General features: G+C 73.2%; 15 protein-coding genes. 10 read left to right on the top strand and 5 right to left on the bottom strand.

The genetic code is table 11. The features are described 5' to 3' along the window. The first annotated feature begins 57 nt into the window (after nucleotides 1–57). The gene (gene aceE, locus KBX37_RS12780; RefSeq protein ID WP_210776117.1) at nucleotides 58–2,802 is read left to right on the top strand and encodes a pyruvate dehydrogenase (acetyl-transferring), homodimeric type; all 2,745 of its coding nucleotides are present in this window, start codon (nucleotides 58–60) and stop codon (nucleotides 2,800–2,802) included. A gap of 233 nt (nucleotides 2,803–3,035) precedes the next feature. Here aceE and KBX37_RS12775 read toward each other — a convergent pair whose 3' ends face one another. After that, complete coding sequence (locus KBX37_RS12775) at nucleotides 3,036–3,482, bottom strand: SRPBCC family protein (protein ID WP_210776116.1); 447 nt, start codon at nucleotides 3,480–3,482, stop codon at nucleotides 3,036–3,038. 201 nt (nucleotides 3,483–3,683) lie between these two features. On the opposite strand from KBX37_RS12775, the gene KBX37_RS12770 reads away from it, so the two are divergent. The 3 genes from KBX37_RS12770 to gltX all read left to right on the top strand — a co-directional run bounded on the left by KBX37_RS12770 (nucleotide 3,684) and on the right by gltX (nucleotide 7,823). Continuing rightward, nucleotides 3,684–4,994: a GH1 family beta-glucosidase gene (locus KBX37_RS12770; RefSeq protein ID WP_210776135.1), complete on the top strand. Its 1,311-nt coding sequence runs from the start codon at nucleotides 3,684–3,686 to the stop codon at nucleotides 4,992–4,994. After that, a complete protein-coding gene (locus KBX37_RS12765; protein WP_210776115.1) occupies nucleotides 4,991–6,268 on the top strand; it encodes an MFS transporter in 1,278 nt (425 codons plus the stop codon). The genes KBX37_RS12770 and KBX37_RS12765 overlap by 4 nt, the downstream gene beginning before the upstream one ends. Nucleotides 6,269–6,413: 145 nt before the next feature. Further along, nucleotides 6,414–7,823: a glutamate--tRNA ligase gene (gltX, locus tag KBX37_RS12760; protein ID WP_307849050.1), complete on the top strand. Its 1,410-nt coding sequence runs from the start codon at nucleotides 6,414–6,416 to the stop codon at nucleotides 7,821–7,823. Between the two features lie 125 nt (nucleotides 7,824–7,948). On the opposite strand, the gene KBX37_RS12755 is transcribed toward gltX, so the two are convergent. After that, nucleotides 7,949–8,506 carry a copper resistance protein CopC gene (locus KBX37_RS12755; RefSeq protein ID WP_307849049.1) on the bottom strand — a complete coding sequence of 186 codons (558 nt, stop codon included), beginning with the start codon at nucleotides 8,504–8,506 and terminating at the stop codon, nucleotides 7,949–7,951. Between the two features lie 277 nt (nucleotides 8,507–8,783). Here KBX37_RS12755 and KBX37_RS12750 point away from each other — a divergent pair, with 277 nt between their 5' ends. Next, nucleotides 8,784–9,452: a hypothetical protein gene (locus tag KBX37_RS12750; protein ID WP_210776113.1), complete on the top strand. Its 669-nt coding sequence runs from the start codon at nucleotides 8,784–8,786 to the stop codon at nucleotides 9,450–9,452. A gap of 35 nt (nucleotides 9,453–9,487) precedes the next feature. Here KBX37_RS12750 and KBX37_RS12745 read toward each other — a convergent pair whose 3' ends face one another. The 3 genes from KBX37_RS12745 to KBX37_RS12735 all read right to left on the bottom strand — a co-directional run bounded on the left by KBX37_RS12745 (nucleotide 9,488) and on the right by KBX37_RS12735 (nucleotide 11,154). Next, on the bottom strand, nucleotides 9,488–10,414 hold the full coding sequence (locus KBX37_RS12745) for an NADP-dependent oxidoreductase (RefSeq protein ID WP_210776112.1): 927 nt from the start codon (nucleotides 10,412–10,414) through the stop codon (nucleotides 9,488–9,490). 36 nt (nucleotides 10,415–10,450) lie between these two features. Next, on the bottom strand, nucleotides 10,451–10,858 hold the full coding sequence (locus tag KBX37_RS12740) for a hypothetical protein (RefSeq protein ID WP_210776111.1): 408 nt from the start codon (nucleotides 10,856–10,858) through the stop codon (nucleotides 10,451–10,453). 101 nt (nucleotides 10,859–10,959) lie between these two features. Next, nucleotides 10,960–11,154, bottom strand: a complete 195-nt coding sequence (locus tag KBX37_RS12735; protein ID WP_210776110.1) for a hypothetical protein — start codon at nucleotides 11,152–11,154, stop codon at nucleotides 10,960–10,962. Nucleotides 11,155–11,338: 184 nt separating this feature from the next. On the opposite strand from KBX37_RS12735, the gene KBX37_RS12730 reads away from it, so the two are divergent. The 5 genes from KBX37_RS12730 to fabF all read left to right on the top strand — a co-directional run bounded on the left by KBX37_RS12730 (nucleotide 11,339) and on the right by fabF (nucleotide 16,330). After that, entirely contained in the window at nucleotides 11,339–12,577 is a 1,239-nt protein-coding gene (locus tag KBX37_RS12730; protein WP_246158556.1) for a CdaR family transcriptional regulator, read from the top strand. 87 nt (nucleotides 12,578–12,664) lie between these two features. Then, a complete protein-coding gene (locus KBX37_RS12725) occupies nucleotides 12,665–13,834 on the top strand; it encodes an acyltransferase domain-containing protein (protein WP_210776109.1) in 1,170 nt (389 codons plus the stop codon). Then, the gene (locus KBX37_RS12720; RefSeq protein WP_210776108.1) at nucleotides 13,831–14,775 is read left to right on the top strand and encodes a beta-ketoacyl-ACP synthase III; all 945 of its coding nucleotides are present in this window, start codon (nucleotides 13,831–13,833) and stop codon (nucleotides 14,773–14,775) included. The genes KBX37_RS12725 and KBX37_RS12720 overlap by 4 nt, the downstream gene beginning before the upstream one ends. A gap of 87 nt (nucleotides 14,776–14,862) precedes the next feature. Next, on the top strand, nucleotides 14,863–15,102 hold the full coding sequence (locus KBX37_RS12715; protein ID WP_088960922.1) for an acyl carrier protein: 240 nt from the start codon (nucleotides 14,863–14,865) through the stop codon (nucleotides 15,100–15,102). A gap of 1 nt (nucleotide 15,103) precedes the next feature. Continuing rightward, a complete protein-coding gene (fabF, locus tag KBX37_RS12710; protein WP_210776107.1) occupies nucleotides 15,104–16,330 on the top strand; it encodes a beta-ketoacyl-ACP synthase II in 1,227 nt (408 codons plus the stop codon). Nucleotides 16,331–16,346 lie beyond the last annotated feature (16 nt).

The following is a 16,346-nucleotide window of genomic DNA, read 5'->3' as shown; positions in this document are numbered from 1 at the left end:
CACCAGGGGGCAGGATGGCGCTAGAGACCTATCCCACACACAACCGAGGGAACGCCTGTGGCTACGGAACGCAAGCGCCCGGTGATCACCGCTGGTCTACCGAGCCAGCTTCCGGACATCGACCCTGACGAGACCGGCGAATGGGTCGAGTCGCTCGACGGTGTCATCGACGAGCGTGGAACCAAACGCGCCCGGTACGTCATGCTGCGCCTGCTGGAGCGGGCCCGCGAGCGCCAGGTCGGGGTGCCGTCCCTGACCACCACCGACTACATCAACACCATCGCGCCGGAGCGGGAGCCGTGGTTCCCGGGTGACGAGCACATCGAGCGGCGGATCCGGGCCTACATCCGGTGGAACGCCGCGATGCTGGTGCACCGGGCACAGCGCCCGGAGATCAGCGTGGGCGGGCACATCTCCACCTTCGCCAGCTCCGCCTCGCTCTACGAGGTGGGCTTCAACCACTTCTTCCGGGGCAAGAACCACCCCGGCGGCGGCGACCACATCTACTACCAGGGTCACGCCTCCCCCGGCATGTACGCCCGGGCATTCCTGGAGGGCCGGCTCAGCGAGGACCAGCTCGACGGGTTCCGGCAGGAGCTGTCCCACCCGGGCGGCGGGCTGCCGTCGTACCCACACCCGCGGCTGATGCCGGACTTCTGGGAGTTCCCCACCGTCTCGATGGGGCTCGGCGGCCTGAACGCCATCTACCAGGCCCGGTTCAACCGGTACCTGCACCACCGGGGCATCAAGGACACCTCCGACCAGCACGTCTGGGCCTACCTTGGCGACGGCGAGATGGACGAGCCGGAGACCCTCGGCGCGATCGGCGTGGCCGCCCGCGAGGAGCTGGACAACCTCACCTTCGTGATCAACTGCAACCTCCAGCGGCTGGACGGACCGGTCCGGGGCAACGGCAAGGTCATGCAGGAGCTGGAGGCGTTCTTCCGGGGCGCCGGCTGGAACGTGATCAAGGTGGTCTGGGGCCGGGAGTGGGACCCGCTGCTCGCGGCGGACACCGACGGCGCGCTGGTTAACCTGATGAACACCACGCCCGACGGCGACTACCAGACCTACAAGGCGGAGTCCGGGGCGTACGTCCGGGAGCACTTCTTCGGCCGCGACCCGCGGACCCGCAAGATGGTCGAGCACCTGAGCGACGACGAGATCTGGAACCTCAAGCGGGGTGGGCACGACTACCGGAAGCTCTACGCGGCCTACAAGGCGGCGATGGAGCACACCGGCCAGCCGACGGTGATCCTGGCAAAGACGATCAAGGGCTGGACGCTCGGCTCGCATTTCGAGGCCCGCAACGCCACCCACCAGATGAAGAAGCTGACGCTGGAGGACCTCAAGCTCTTCCGCGACCGCCTCTACCTGGACATCCCAGACAAGGCGCTGGAGGAGAACCCGTACCTCCCGCCGTACATCAATCCGGGCGAGAAGTCCGACGAGATCGCCTACCTGAAGGAGCGGCGCCAGCAGCTCGGTGGCTACCTGCCGTCCCGGCGGACCAGCACCAAGCGGCTGACCATCCCGGGCCCGGAGCGGTTCGCCGACGTCAAGCGCGGCTCGGGCAAGCAGAAGGTGGCCACCACGATGGCCTTCGTCCGCCTGCTCAAGGACGTGATGAAGGACAAGGAGTTCGGCAAGCGCTGGGTGCCGATCATCCCGGACGAGGCCCGTACCTTCGGCATGGACTCGCTCTTCCCGACGGCGAAGATCTACTCGCCGCACGGCCAGCGGTACACCTCGGTCGACCGGGAGCTCTTCCTGTCGTACAAGGAGGCCACCGGCGGGCAGATCCTGCACGAGGGGATCAACGAGGCCGGCTCGGTCGCCTCGTTCACCGCGGCCGGTTCGTCGTACGCCACGCACGACGAACCGATGATCCCGATGTACATCTTCTACTCGATGTTCGGGTTCCAGCGCACCGGCGACGGGCTCTGGGCCGCGGCCGACCAGATGGCCCGGGGCTTCCTGCTCGGCGCCACCGCCGGGCGGACCACGCTCAACGGCGAGGGGCTCCAGCACGAGGACGGCCACTCGCTGCTGCTCGCCGCCACCAACCCGGCGGTGGTCGCGTACGACGCGGCGTTCGCGTACGAGCTCGCGCACATCCTGGAGAACGGCCTGCACCGGATGTACGGGGACGCTCAGGAGAACGTCTTCTACTACCTGACGGTCTACAACGAGCCGATCCTCCAGCCGGCGGAGCCGGCCGGCGTGGACGTCGAGGGCCTGCTCAAGGGCATCTACCGCTACTCCCCGGCGCCCGAGGTGGGCGGGGACGCGCCGAAGGCCAACATCCTGGCCTCCGGCACCGGCATGCAGTGGGCGCTGCGGGCGCAGGAGCTGCTCGCCCAGGACTGGGGGGTGGCCGCCGACGTCTGGTCGGTGACCTCCTGGACCGAGCTGCGCCGCGACGCGGTCGAGTGCGAGGAGCACAACCTGCTCAACCCGGGCAGCGAGCTCCGGGTGCCGTACATCCAGCAGAAGCTGGCCGACGCCGACGGGCCGAAGGTCGCGGTCAGCGACTGGATGCGCGCGGTGCCGGACCTGATCTCGCGCTGGGTGCCCGGCGACTACACCTCGCTCGGCACCGACGGCTTCGGCATGTCGGACACCCGGCACGCGCTGCGCCGACACTTCCACGTCGACGCCGAGTCGGTGACGGTCGCGACGCTGCGGCAGCTCGCGCTGCGCGGCACGGTGCCGGCGAACGTGCCGGCCGAGGCGGCCAAGAAGTACGCCCTCGAGGACGTCACCGCCGCACCGGTCGGCGAGACCGGCGGCGACAGCTAGTCCCCGCGTACGACGGACGGGCCCGGCGCACCACGCGCCGGGCCCGCTGTCGTTCCCGGCACGCCGCCTCCTGATCGACTCCACATCGGCGACGTGGCGGTGTCCCGGTGCCGACGATGCCGCCACCTCGCCGACCTGGAGTCGATCCACGACGGAAGCGGCGGTGGTCCGGAGCCCCTGGCGGGGACGCCGGGCCACCGCCGTCGCGGGTGACGCCGTAGGACGCGCCCTGCTCAGCCGACGGCGGCCAGGTCGGTGAGGCGGGCCAGCGAGTCCTCCAGGTCGGCGCCGACCCGACGCAGCCCGAGCCGGAGCAGGGCCGCCTTGACCGGACCGGCCGGCCACCGTACGACGATGAGCCGCACGATCGTCCCGCCCTGCTCCTCGTCGGGAGTCAGCTGGACGTAGATCTCGGTGCGCGCCTCGGCCCGGGCGCCGGCGCCCCTGGCCCGCTCCCGCCACCCGATCAGGGTCGGCTCCTGGTAGGCGATCACCTCTGCCTCGTGCGCCGCGCCGCGCCCGGCCTGGACCAACTGTCGCCGGCCGAAGCCCTCCCCCGAGAGGACCTCGGCCGCGCGGACGCCCGCCAGCCAGGCCGGCAACTGCTCGGCCCGCTGCACGACGTCCCAGACCGCTTCCATCGGCGCCATCACGTGCGCACTGCGTTCCACGAGGATCATTTCTGTCTTCCCCCACTGAGGACATCCGCGATATTCCGCACTGTATGCGCAAATTCGGACGTACCAGGACGGGTTCGGAAAAGACACGCCGAAAACCCTTGCGCCCACACCGCTGCGGGCCTATGGCGCTTCGAGGGTCCGCGTCCTAGAGTCCCGAACACGTCTCACGTTTCTGGGAGGGCAACTGTGACGACCGCGCCGATGCCCGCGTTCCCCGCCGGCTTCCGCTGGGGGGTCTCCACCTCCGCGTACCAGATCGAGGGTGGCGCCGACGCCGACGGACGCGGGTCGTCCATCTGGGACACCTTCGCGCACACCCCCGGGCGGATCGCCGACGGCAGCACCGGCGACGTGGCCTGCGACCACTACCAGCGGCACGGCGAGGACGTCGCGCTGATAGCGGGACTGGGCGTCTCGGCGTACCGGTTCTCGATCGCCTGGCCCCGGGTGCAGCCCGGCGGGACCGGGGCGGCCAACCCGGCCGGCCTCGACTTCTACGACCAGCTCGTCGACGACCTGCTCGCCGCCGGCATCGACCCGGTGGCCACCCTCTTCCACTGGGACCTGCCGCAACCTCTGGAGGACGCCGGCGGCTGGCTGAACCGGGACACCGCGCACCGCTTCGCCGAGTACGCCGACCTGGTCGCCGCCCGCCTCGGCGACCGGGTGAAGCTCTGGATCACCCTGAACGAGCCGTTCATCCACATGAGCCTCGGCCACGGCACGGGGGTGCACGCGCCGGGCCGGTTCCTGCTCTTCGACGCCCTGCCGGTCGCCCACCACCAGTTGCTCGGGCACGGCCTCGCGGTCGCCGCGCTGCGCGCCCGCAGCACCAGTGGAGTCGCCATCGCCAACAACTACTCGCCGGTGCGGCTGCTCGGCGGCACCGACGCCGACCGGGCCGCCGGGGCGGCGTACGACGCGCTGCACAACCGGCTCTTCACCGACCCGCTGCTCGGCCGGGGCTACCCGCCCGGCTTCGAGGACGCCCCGGTGCGCGACGGGGACCTGGCCATCATCGCCGCGCCGATCGACGTGCTGGGAGTCAACTACTACAACCCGACCGGGATCCGCGCGCCCGAGGAGGACGCGCCGCTGCCGTTCGAGATGGTGCCGCTGGAGGGCTACCCGAGGACCGGCTTCGACTGGCCGGTGGTCCCGGAGGGGCTGCGCGAACTGCTCACCTGGCTGCACGACACCTACGGCGAGGCGCTGCCGGAGATCCAGATCACCGAGAGCGGCTGCGCCTACGACGACGTACCCGACGCCGACGGCCGGGTGCACGACCCGGAGCGGATCGCGTACCTCGACGGGCACCTGCGGGCGGTCCGGGCGGCGATCGACGACGGCGTCGACGTGACCGGGTACTTCGTCTGGTCGCTGCTGGACAACTGGGAGTGGGCGGAGGGCTTCACCAAGCGCTTCGGCCTGGTGCACGTCGACTTCGACACCCTAGTCCGCACGCCCAAGTCCTCGTATGCCTGGTACCGGGACCAGGTCGTCCGGCGATGACCACGATCGACCCGACGCCGACCTCGCTGCCGGCGGCGCTCGCCGAGCCGATGGTGCCGGTCCGGCGGGGCTGGATCGCGCTGATCTTCGCGGCCAACCTCGGCGTCTGGATGGCCTTCTTCACCCCGATCCAGGTGCTGCTGCCGCAGCAGGTCGAGCGGATCGCCCCGCTCGACAAGGAGGCCATGCTGGCCGTCGTCACCGGGATCGGCGCGCTCGCGGCGGTGCTCGCCAACCCACTCGCCGGGGCGCTGTCGGACCGTACCTGCCTGCGGATCGGCGGGCGGGAGTTCGGCCGCCGGCACGTCTGGACGGCGGGCGGCGCGGTGCTCGGCGCGCTCGCGCTGGTGCTGCTCGCCCGGCAGGACACCATCGCCGGTGTGACGGTGGGCTGGGTGGCCGCGCAGGTGTGCTTCAACGCGATGCTGGCCAGCCTGACCGCAGCCATCCCGGACCGGGTGCCGGTCGCCCAGCGCGGCGGCGTCTCCGGCTGGGTGGGCATCCCGCAGGCCCTCGGCCTGGTGGTCGGCGCGGTGCTGGTCACCGCCGTGGTCAGTGGCACCACCGCCGGGTACGCGGCCATCGCGGTGGCCGTGCTGCTGCTCTCGCTGCCGTTCGCGCTGCTCACCGCCGACGACCCGCTGCCCCGGGCGCACCGCCCGGCGCTGCGCTGGCGGGCGCTGGCCGCCTCGATGTGGATCAGCCCGCGCCGGCACCCGGACTTCGCCTGGGCCTGGATCACCCGGTTCCTGGTCCAGATCGGCAACGCGCTCGGCACCCTCTACCTGCTGTACTTCCTCACCGACGGGGTGCGCCACCCCGACCCCGAGGGCGCGCTGCTGGTGCTGATCCTGCTCTACACCGCCGGGATGATGCTGACCGCGGTGGTCGCCGGCCGGCTCTCCGACCGCTCCGGCCGGCGCAAGGTCTTCGTGATCGCCGCCGGGGTGATCATGGCGGTGGCGGCGCTGCTGCTCGCCGTCGCGCCGGTCTGGTCGATGGCGGTGGCCGCCGCGCTGCTGCTCGGCGCCGGCTACGGCGTCTACCTGTCGGTCGACGCGGCGCTGATCACCGAGGTGCTGCCGCGCGCCACCGACCGGGCCAAGGACCTCGGGGTGATCAACATCGCCAACTCCGCCCCGCAGGTGCTCGGCCCGGCGATCTCCGCCCCGATCGTGGTCCACCTCGGCGGCTACCCCACCCTCTACGCCGTGACGGCCGCCGTCACCCTCCTCGGCAGCGCCCTGGTCCTCAAGATCCGCGCCGTCCGCTGACCCCCACCCCACCCCCCGCACTTTCTGGGAAAGAGTGCTCATTCGGCGCCGAATGGCCACGCTTTCCGGGTAAGTGCGTGGATCTTGAGCGGGGGCGTGGGACCCCTGGGGGAATGGGGGTGCGGGCGGCCGTAGGCTGGAGGACGTGACGGTACGTGTGCGCTTCGCCCCTTCCCCGACCGGTATGTTCCACGTCGGCGGCGCCCGCTCGGCGCTGCAGAACTGGATCTACGCCAAGCAGCAGGGCGGGGTCTTCGTGCTGCGCATCGAGGACACCGACGCGGCGCGCAACAAGCCCGAGTGGACCGAGGGCATCCTGTCCGCGCTGGAGTGGATCGGCATCGCCCGGGGCAGCTACGAGGGCCCGTACTTCCAGTCGCAGTACGCCACCGAGCACCGCGCCGCCGCCCAGCGGCTCCACGAGGCCGGCCGGGCGTACTACTGCGACTGCACCCGGGAGGACGTGCAGGCCCGCACCGGCTCGCAGTACCAGGGCTACGACGGCTTCTGCCGGGACCGGGGCCTGGAGCCCGGCCCGGGGCGCGCGCTGCGCTTCCGCACCCCGGACGAGGGCGAGACCGTGGTGGTCGACCTGATCCGCGGCGAGCCGACCTTCGAGAACAAGCTGATCGAGGACTTCGTCATCGCCCGCGGCGACGGCTCCCCGGTTTTCCTGCTGGCCAACGTGGTCGACGACATGACCATGGGGATCACCCACGTGGTCCGGGCCGAGGAGCACCTGCCCAACACTCCCAAGCAGCAGCTGCTCTGGGACGCCCTCGGGGTGAAGCCGCCGGTCTGGGCCCACGTCCCGGTGGTGGTCAACGAGAAGCGGCAGAAGCTCTCCAAGCGCCGCGACAAGGTCGCCCTGGAGGCGTACCGGGACGAGGGCTACCTCGCCGACGCCATGCGCAACTACCTGATGCTGCTCGGCTGGGCGCCGTCCGGTGACCGGGAGATCGTGCCCTGGTCGGTCATCGAGGAGGAGTACCGGCTGGAGGAGGTCAACCCCTCCCCCGCCTTCTTCGACGAGAAGAAGCTGCGCGCGTTCAACGGCGAGTACATCCGCGCCCTGCCGGTCGACGAGTTCGTGGCCGCCTGCCAGCCCTGGCTGGCCGGCACCGAGACGATCGCCCCGCCGCCGTGGCAGCCGGCCGAGTTCGACGCCGAGGCGTTCGCGGCGGTGGCGCCGCTGGCCCAGACCCGGATCGCGGTGCTCAGCGAGATCGTGCCGAACGTCGACTTCCTCTTCCTGGCCGACCCGCTGATCGACGAGGCCGCCTGGGCCAAGGCGATGAAGGAGGGCGCGGCCGAGCTGCTCGACGCGGCGATCGCCGCGTACGAGGCGTTGGAGTCGTGGGACGCCGAGTCGCTGAAGGCGACCCTGGAGGCGGTGGGTGCCGAGCGCGGCCTGAAGCTGGGCAAGGCGCAGGCGCCGGTCCGGGTGGCGGTCACCGGCCGCACCGTCGGGCTGCCGCTGTTCGAGTCGCTGGAGGTGCTCGGCCGGGAGCGCACCCTGGCCCGGCTGCGCGCCGCCCGGGTCCGCCTGGTCTGAGACGTACCCGAGAAGGGCCGCCGGGAATCAGCGGGCCCTTCGTCGTAGCTGCATCGGAACGCGGTGATCGACCCCGGTCACGCGGGTACGGCGTCGATCCCCGGCCGGGGACCGTGCGGGACCGGTCAGGAGCGGGTGGCGCGGCGGCGCAGCAGGACGGCGCCGAGCCCGGCCACCACCAGCCCGGCGACGACCAGCCAGGGCCAGACCGGCGTGCCGTCGTCGTCGGAGCGGGCAGCCGGGACGGCCGGCCCGGCCGTCGTCGCGGCGCCCGGCAACGCCGTCCCGACGGACGGCGACGGGGGCGCCGAGGACGGCGACGGCGACAGGGACGGATCGGCCGGCGTGCCGGTGGTGAGGGTGAAGCGCACCTCCCCCTTCACCGGATGGCCGTCGCTGGAGGAGAGCTGATAGCCGACGATGTAGAGGCCGGCCTTCCCGGGCCTGAACGGCACGGCGACCCGGCTGCCGGCGAAGCGCGGCGCGGCGCCGGCGGCCGGCACGTTGTCCGGCCCGACCACTGTGATCTTCGTCGTGGCCGGGTCGACCCTGGTCAGGAAACGCAGCTCGATCCGGGCGGGTGCCGCGGCGACCCGCGCGCCGTCGGCCGGGTCGCTGCCGGTCATCGAGTTGTGCGCGGCCGCCGGCGTCGCCGGCAGCAGCAACGACACACCGAGCGCCACGCCCGTAACCGCTAGCGAGGTACGCGCCGTACGTGCGACCCTGCCCCCCATGAACCCCTCCGCAAAGGTACGATCCGCCCGCTGATCAACGGCTGACCATTAGTCGGGCCCGGATCGCAGATAGTTCCAGATAATGGTCCAACAGCTGCAACCTAGCGCCGTTCTGCGGAGTCTTTGAGGTGGGGGATCCCCGGCCTGCGGGCACGGTCACCGCCATCGACGACCAACGCGTGACCCTGCAGCACAGCCATCCATCGAACGGGGCGAGGAGGCGGCTATGGTCGGAAGGGTGAGGCGGCTGCTCGGCGTGGTGGTCGCGATGGCGGCAGCCGTGGTGCTCAGCGCCGGAATGGCCGCGCCCGCGCAGGCCACCGGCCCGCAACGGGCCGCCCCGAAGCCGCCCCCGGCCGGGGTGGACATCACCGGCGACGGGCTGACCGAACCGCTGCGGCTGCGCGCCGACAGCCAGCCCGCCCACGTGCTCGCGGTGATCGACCAGGTCAACTGGTTCGGCCGCAGCGGCGCCGCCGCCGGTCCGAAGCGCGCCGACCTCGGTCCGAAGTACACGATCGTGGTGCTCGCCGGGGACGTGCCGAAGCAGACCTTCGACCTCTACCCGCTGGCCAAGGGCGGGCCCCGGGCCTACCGGCCGGCCAAGCAGCCGGACTCCCGCAAGACCAGCGCCGGCTGGTTCCTCGGCCGGCTCAACATGTCGGAGACGCTGCGTACCGCCGGGGTGCCGCTGGAGCGGCAGTTCGACACGGTCAGCGGCGGCGTCGGCGGCGGCGAGCGGGTCATCCCGGAGGACGCCCTCGACCCGGGCCGGGACATCGATGCCGCGATCAGCGAGTTGCAGCGCCTGCTGCTGCTCAACGCCGGGGTGATGCTGGTGATCACCTCCGGGCTGGCCGGGATCGCGCTGCTGGTCCGCCGCCGTACCCGCTGAGCCACCCACCCGGGCGGCGCAGACCGCCAGCAGGTTCAGACCTCCAGCACCACCTTGCCGCGGACGTGCCCCGCCGCCACCAGGCGCTGCGCGTCCGCGGCCTGCGCCAAGGGGAACGTCCGTTCGACGTGCACGGTCAGCCGGCCGGCGTCGACCAGCCCGGCGAGCACGGTGAGGTCCTGGGTGGACGGTTTGACGAAGACGTAGCTGCCACCGAGCCGGGTCACGTGCTCCGGGTCGGCGGTGGAGATCAGCCGGGCCGGGCGGGTGAGCAGCTCGGCGGAGACGTCCAGCGCCTCCCCGCCGAACAGGTCCAGCGCCACGTCGATTCCGTCGGGCGCGACCACGCAGAGCCGGTCGGCCAGGCCGTCGCCGTAGCCGACCGGCTCGGCGCCGAGCGCGCGGACGAAGTCGTGGTTGGCCTCGCTCGCCGTGCCGATCACCCGGTCGGCACCGAGCGCCCGGGCCACCTGCACGGCCAGGTGACCCACCCCGCCCGAGGCCCCGTGCACCAGCACGGTGTCCCCCGCGCCGGTGCGCGCCGCCTGCAACGCCTGGTACGCGGTGAGCCCGGCCAGCGGCAGGCCGGCGGCCTCCGCCCAGGACGCCGGCGCCGGCTTGTCGGCCAGGCAGCGCTCGGGGGCCGGGACGAGTTCGGCGTACGTGCCGTACTGGAGGTCGTCGCGGCGGACGTACCCGATCACCTCGTCGCCGACCGCGAACCCGGCCACCGCCGGCCCCACCGCGACCACCTCGCCGGCGGCGTCCCAGCCGGGCACCAGCGGGAAGTGGCCGGGGATCGCGGCGGCCAGGTGGCCCTCGCGGACCTTCCAGTCGACCGGGTTCACGCCCGCCGCGCGCACCCGCACCAGCACCGTGTCGGGGCCCACCGGCGGGTCCGGCAGGTCTCGCAGGGCGAGTTGCTCGGCCGGGCCGTACGCGTCGATCGCGATCGCCTTCACTATGCCCACGCTAGCGGCCGGACGGCCGCCGGGTGGTCAGCACCAGCGGTGCGGGGGCCGCTCCCGGCGGTCGGGGCGGCGGCTGGGGCGGACCGGGCCGTGCCGGTGCGCGCCGGCCCAGCCGGCCAGGTCGCTGCGGCAGGCCCGGGGGGTGGTCGGGTCGGGCTCGCCCGCCGCGGCCGGCTCGCCGGCCGACGGGCGCGGGCCCGGCTCGATGCCGAGCGGCCGGGACGGCACCGCCTCCGCAGGGGCCGGCTCGGCGGGCCGCTGCCGGGGCACCGTCACCTCGTCGTCGGCCCGCTCGGGCGCCCGGCCGGCCTGCTCGGTCGGGCAGGGCACCGCCGCGAGCCGCCGGTGGGGCCGCAGCGGCCCCTGCTGCTCGTGGTGGCCGAGCCGGCAGGGCTCGCCCTGGGCGCAGCCGTGTTCGGCCTCCCCGTGCGCCATCCCGGTCTCCTCACGCTCGCGTCGCGCGCCGGGAGGTCGCCCCGGCGCCCACGTCACCGTACTGGCCGGCACCGACGCCGTCTGCAGCGCGTACCCGGGTGTCAGCGCTTCGGGCGGCGCGGGAAGATCGTCTCCCAGACCGGGAAGGCGACCAGCCAGATCACGATGACCACCGTGAGGCTGCGGATCCAGTTCACCAGCTCGCCGGTGCGCTCGGCGTCGTCGACGTAGCTGATCGCCGCGCCGAGCAGGGCGCAGGCGATCGCCCAGCCGAGCAGCGCCCTGCCCTGTCCCACCAGCAGATCGCGCAGCCGCCGGCGATGGCGGAAAGCACCACCAGGATCCAGGTGAGCCGGATCGTGGCGAAACCGGAGCCGCGCAGCCGGGTGCAGGCCGGGGCTGACCGCGCCACAGTGACCGCCCGGCGTGGATGGCCAGGTCAGCACGTGTCAGGCTGGACCGGTGAGCGAGCCGGGCGGGATGGAGCTGTCGGCCACGCTCCGCCGGATCGAACGGGCGGCGGGAGCGTTGGCCACCGCCAGCGTGGCCCGGATGGACGAGAGCCTGCCCTGGTTCCGCGAGCTCCCGGCCGACCAGCGCTCCTGGGTCATGCTGGTGGCCCAGGCCGGGGCCCGGTCCCTGGTGCAGTGGCTGCGCTCGGGCGGCGGCAGCGCGGACAGCACCCAGGAGGTCTCCGACGAGGTCTTCGCCACCGCGCCGGAGGCCCTCGCGCGCTCGATCAGCCTCCAGCAGACGGTGGCGCTGATCAAGGTGACCATCGACGTGGTCGAGGAGCAGGTGTCGCACCTGGCCGCCCCGGGCGAGGAGCAGCAGCTGCGCGAGGCGGTGCTGCGGTTCTCCCGGGAGATCGCCTTCGCCGCCGCCCGGGTGTACGCCCGGGCCGCCGAGTCCCGCGGGTCGTGGGACGCCCGGCTCCAGGCGCTGCTGGTCGACGCGCTGCTGCGCGGCGACTCCCCCGACGTGCTGGCCAGCCGGGCGGCGGCGCTGGGCTGGTCGGACGCGCCGCCGGTGGCGGTGGCGGTGGGCCGCTCCCCCGGCGGGGAGGTGGCCGCCGTGCTGCACACCGTCTACCGGCAGGCCCGCCGGATCGGCGTGGAGGTGATCGGCGGCGTGCACGGCGACCGGCTGGTCATCGTGCTCGGCGGGGCGGCGGACCCGGTGGCCGCCACCGAGAAGCTGCTGCCCGCGTTCGGCGAGGGGCCGGTGGTCGTGGGGCCGGCCGTACCCAGCCTGGACGAGGCGACCGAGTCGGCGCGGGCGGCGCTCGCCGGGTTCCGCGCCGCGCCGGCCTGGCCGACCGCGCCGCGCCCGGTGTCGGCGGCGGAGCTGCTGCCCGAGCGGGCCCTAGCCGGCGACGCCGAGGCCCGCCGTCGGCTGCGGCACGACGTGTACGCGGCGCTGGTGCGCGCCGGCGGCGAGCTGCTGGAGACCCTGGACGCCTTCTTCACCGCGGGCGGGACGCTGGAGAGCGCGGCCCGGTCGCTGTTCGTGCACCCGAACACGGTCCGCTACCGGCTGCGCCGGATCGCCGAGGTCACCGGCTTCTCGCCGCTGTCGCCCCGGGACGCGTTCGCCCTCCAGGTGGCGCTGACCGTCGGGCGGCTCGACCCGGTCGTCCCGGCGGTCACTGCCGTCCCGACCCAGACAATGACCCCAGGCGTCAGGAAAACGTCACAGACGGGTGATGACCGCCGTTGATTTTTGTAGGATCCCTCCAAAGGTTCTAGTGCGGTTTGGTCGGTGCCGACACAGCGCTACCCAGAGGTATCCAGGAGAGTCATAGACGTGCTCGCCGTACTCTCTCCCGGCCAGGGTTCCCAGAAACCCGGCTTCCTGACTCCCTGGCTCGACCTGCCCGGCACCGAGGCCCGCCTGCGGTGGTGGTCCGCGCTCGCCGGGGTCGACCTGGTGCACCTCGGCACCGAGGCCGACGCCGACGAGATCAAGGACACCGCCCGGACGCAGCCGCTGCTGGTCGCGGCGGCCCTGCTCGCCGCCGAGCACCTGCCGATGTACGACGTCGCGGTCACCGCCGGCCACAGCGTCGGCGAGCTCGGCGCCGCCGCCCTCGCCGGGGTGCTCCCGGCCGAGGCGGCGATCACCCTCGCCGGGGTACGCGGCAGGGAGATGGCCGCCGCCTGCGCCCTGGAGCCCACCGGGATGGCCGCCGTGCTCGGCGGCGACCCGGACGAGGTGCTCGCCGCGATCACGGCGCACGGGCTGCACCCGGCCAACCGCAACGGCGCCGGCCAGATCGTCGCCGCCGGGGCGCTCGACGCGCTGGACAAGCTCGCCGCCGAGCCGCCCGCGAAGGCCCGGATCACCCGACTCAAGGTCGCCGGCGCCTTCCACACCCCGTACATGGCCCCGGCCGAGGCCGCGCTGGCCGGCGTGGCCGCCGGGATCACCCCGGCCGAGCCGTCCCGGATCCTGCTGTCCAACCTCGACGGTTCGGCGGTCAACCACGGCCGGGAGATGGTGCAGCGGCTGGTCCGCCAGGTCACCGCCCCGGTCCGCTGGGACCTGTGCATGCGCACCCTGGCCGACCTCGGCGTCACCGGCGTGGTCGAGCTGCCCCCGGCCGGCACCCTGGCCGGGCTGGTCAAGCGGGAGCTGAAGGCCACCGGCGGGCCCGAGATCGTCACCCTCAACACCCCCGACGACCTGCCGGCCGCGCGCGACCTGATCGCCCGGCACAGCGGGCTGCGCGGCCACGAGCCGGTGGTCCAGTTCCGGGTGGTGGTCTCCCCCGCCGCCGGGACCTTCGAACCGACCGCCGACCTCGCCGAGGGCGCCGACCTGCGCACCGGCCAGGTGATCGGCCACATCGCGACCCGGCAGGGGCCGGTCGAGGTGACCGCGCACGACAGCGGCCTGCTCACCGAGTGGCTCGCCCACCACGACGACCCGGTCGCGCCGGGCCAACCCCTCGCCCGCATCGGAGGCCACGTATGACCGGCAGTCGGATCCTCGCGATGGGCCACTACCAGCCCTCCCGCGTCGTCACCAACGACGACATCGCCCAGTTGGTCGACACCAACGACGAGTGGATCCGGGACCGGGTCGGCATCGTCACCCGGCGGATCGCCGACGGGGAGACGGTGGCCGACATGGCGACCGCCGCCGCCGGCAAGGCGCTGGCCAACTCCGGCCTCACCGCCGCCGACATCGACCTGGTCGTCGTGGCCACCTGCACGTCGGTCGACCGCAGCCCGAACGTGGCCTGCCGGGTCGCCGCCAAGCTGGGCATCGTCGCCCCGGGCGCGTACGACATCAACACCGCCTGCTCCGGCTTCGCGTACGCCCTGGGCACCGTGGACCACGCGATCCGGGCCGGGGCGGCGCGCAACGCGATCGTCGTCGGCGCGGAGAAGCTCTCCGACTTCACCGACTGGACCGACCGCTCCACCTGCATCATCTTCGGCGACGGCGCCGGGGCCGCGGTGGTCACCGCCGCCGCCGAGGGCGAGCCCGCCGGGGTCGGCCCGGTGGTCTGGGGCTCGGTGCCGGAGAAGAGCGACGCGGTACGCATCGAGGGCTGGCGCCCGTACATCGCGCAGGAGGGTCAGGCGGTCTTCCGCTGGGCCACCACCGCGCTGGCGCCGCTCGCCCTGCAGGCCTGCGAGCGGGCCGGGGTCGACCCGTCGGAGCTGGCCGCGTTCGTTCCGCACCAGGCCAACGCGCGGATCATCGACGGCATCGCCAAGCGGCTGAACATCCCGCAGGCGATCATCGCCAAGGACATCGTCGAGTCCGGCAACACCTCGGCGGCGAGCGTGCCGCTGGCCCTGTCCAAGCTGATCGAGCGGCGGGAGGTGCCCTCGGGCGCCCCGGTGCTGCTGTTCGGCTTCGGCGGCGGCCTGACCTACGCCGGTCAGGTCGTCCGCTGCCCCTGAGACCCCCTCCGGCGCGCCAGCGCCGAGGAGTGGCGGTCGGCACGTCGCCGGCCGCCGAGTTACCCCCGATGAGAGGAACCAACCGAAATGACCCGTGACGAGATCACCACCGGCCTCGCCGAGATCCTCGAAGAGGTTGCCGGGGTGAACCCGGACGACGTGGCCGAGGGGAAGTCCTTCACCGACGACCTCGACGTCGACTCGCTCTCCATGGTGGAGGTCGTGGTGGCGGCCGAGGAGAAGTTCGGCGTCAAGATCCCGGACAACGAGGTGCAGAACCTCAAGACCGTCGGCGACGCCGTCACCTACATCGAGGCGCAGTCCTGATATGAGTCGCACCGACGTCGTCGTCACCGGGATCGGCGCGACCACCCCGCTGGGCGGGGACGTCGCGTCGACCTGGGACGCCATGCTCGCCGGCCACTCCGGGGTGAGTGCGCTCACCCAGGAGTGGGCCGGGCAGTTGCCGGTCCGGATCGCGGCCCAGCTGGCGGTCGACCCGGCCGGCCTGCTGGACCGGGTCAAGCTCCGCCGGCTCGACCGATCCGAGGCGATCGCGATCATCGCGGCGCAGCAGGCCTGGGCGGACGCCGGCCTGGCCGACTCCGGGCCCGACCCGGACCGGCTGGGCGTCAGCGTCGGCTCCGGCATCGGCGGTGCCCTGACCCTGCTCGCCCAGGACGACATCCTGGAGGCGTCCGGCCCGCGCCGGGTCTCCCCGCACACCATCCCGATGCTGATGCCCAACGGCCCCGCCGCCTGGGTGGGCCTGGAACTGGGCGCCCGGGCGGGCGTCCACTCGGTGGCCAGCGCCTGCGCGACCGGCGCGGAGGCCATCGCGCTCGGCATGGACATGATCCGTGCCGGCCGGGCCGACGTGGTGGTGGCCGGCGGCACCGAGGCGGTCATCCACCAGCTGCCGATCGCCGGCTTCAGCTCGATGCGGGCCATGTCGACCCGCAACGACGAGCCGGAGCGGGCCTCCCGCCCCTGGGACAAGGGCCGTGACGGGTTCGTGCTCGGCGAGGGCGCCGGCATCCTGGTGCTGGAGCGGGCCGAGCACGCGGCCGCCCGGGGCGCCCGGGTGTACGCGCGGCTGGCCGGTTCCGGCATCACCTCCGACGGCTACGACATCGTCCAGCCGCACCCGGACGGTGCGGGCGCGATCCGGGCCATCGCCAAGGCGATCGCCGACGCGGACGTGGCGAAGTCCGACATCGTGCACGTCAACGCGCATGCCACCTCGACCCCGGTCGGGGACATCGCCGAGATCAAGGCGCTGCACGAGGCGCTCGGCGACCACCCGGTGCTGACCGCCACCAAGTCCATGACCGGTCACCTGCTGGGCGCGGCGGGCGCGCTGGAGTCGATCGCCACGATCCTGGCGATCCGCGACGGTGTCGTACCCCCGACGATCAACCTCGACGACCCGGACGAGGGCCTCACTCTGGAGGTGGCCGCCAACAAGGCGCGCCACATGGACATCCCCGCCGCGCTGAACAACTCGTTCGGCTTCGGCGGACACAACGTGGCTCTCGTCTTCACGCGGGCCTGAGACCACAGCCTTGGAG

This window comes from Micromonospora sp. U56 (assembly GCF_018070095.1).
GTDB lineage: Bacteria > Actinomycetota > Actinomycetes > Mycobacteriales > Micromonosporaceae > Micromonospora > Micromonospora purpureochromogenes.
Note: the sequence above shows the minus strand (reverse complement) of the source record. Positions and strands in the feature narration are given on the sequence as shown.

Coding starts and splice junctions, on each gene's coding strand:
- KBX37_RS12720 (WP_210776108.1), top strand. CDS start 13,831: ATGACCGGCAGTCGGATCCTCGCGATGGGCCACTACCAGCCCTCCCGC.
- KBX37_RS12775 (WP_210776116.1), bottom strand. CDS start 3,482: ATGATCCTCGTGGAACGCAGTGCGCACGTGATGGCGCCGATGGAAGCG.
- KBX37_RS12730 (WP_246158556.1), top strand. CDS start 11,339: ATGGAGCTGTCGGCCACGCTCCGCCGGATCGAACGGGCGGCGGGAGCG.
- KBX37_RS12740 (WP_210776111.1), bottom strand. CDS start 10,858: ATGGCGCACGGGGAGGCCGAACACGGCTGCGCCCAGGGCGAGCCCTGC.
- KBX37_RS12750 (WP_210776113.1), top strand. CDS start 8,784: ATGGTCGGAAGGGTGAGGCGGCTGCTCGGCGTGGTGGTCGCGATGGCG.
- KBX37_RS12715 (WP_088960922.1), top strand. CDS start 14,863: ATGACCCGTGACGAGATCACCACCGGCCTCGCCGAGATCCTCGAAGAG.
- fabF (WP_210776107.1), top strand. CDS start 15,104: ATGAGTCGCACCGACGTCGTCGTCACCGGGATCGGCGCGACCACCCCG.
- KBX37_RS12765 (WP_210776115.1), top strand. CDS start 4,991: ATGACCACGATCGACCCGACGCCGACCTCGCTGCCGGCGGCGCTCGCC.
- KBX37_RS12770 (WP_210776135.1), top strand. CDS start 3,684: ATGCCCGCGTTCCCCGCCGGCTTCCGCTGGGGGGTCTCCACCTCCGCG.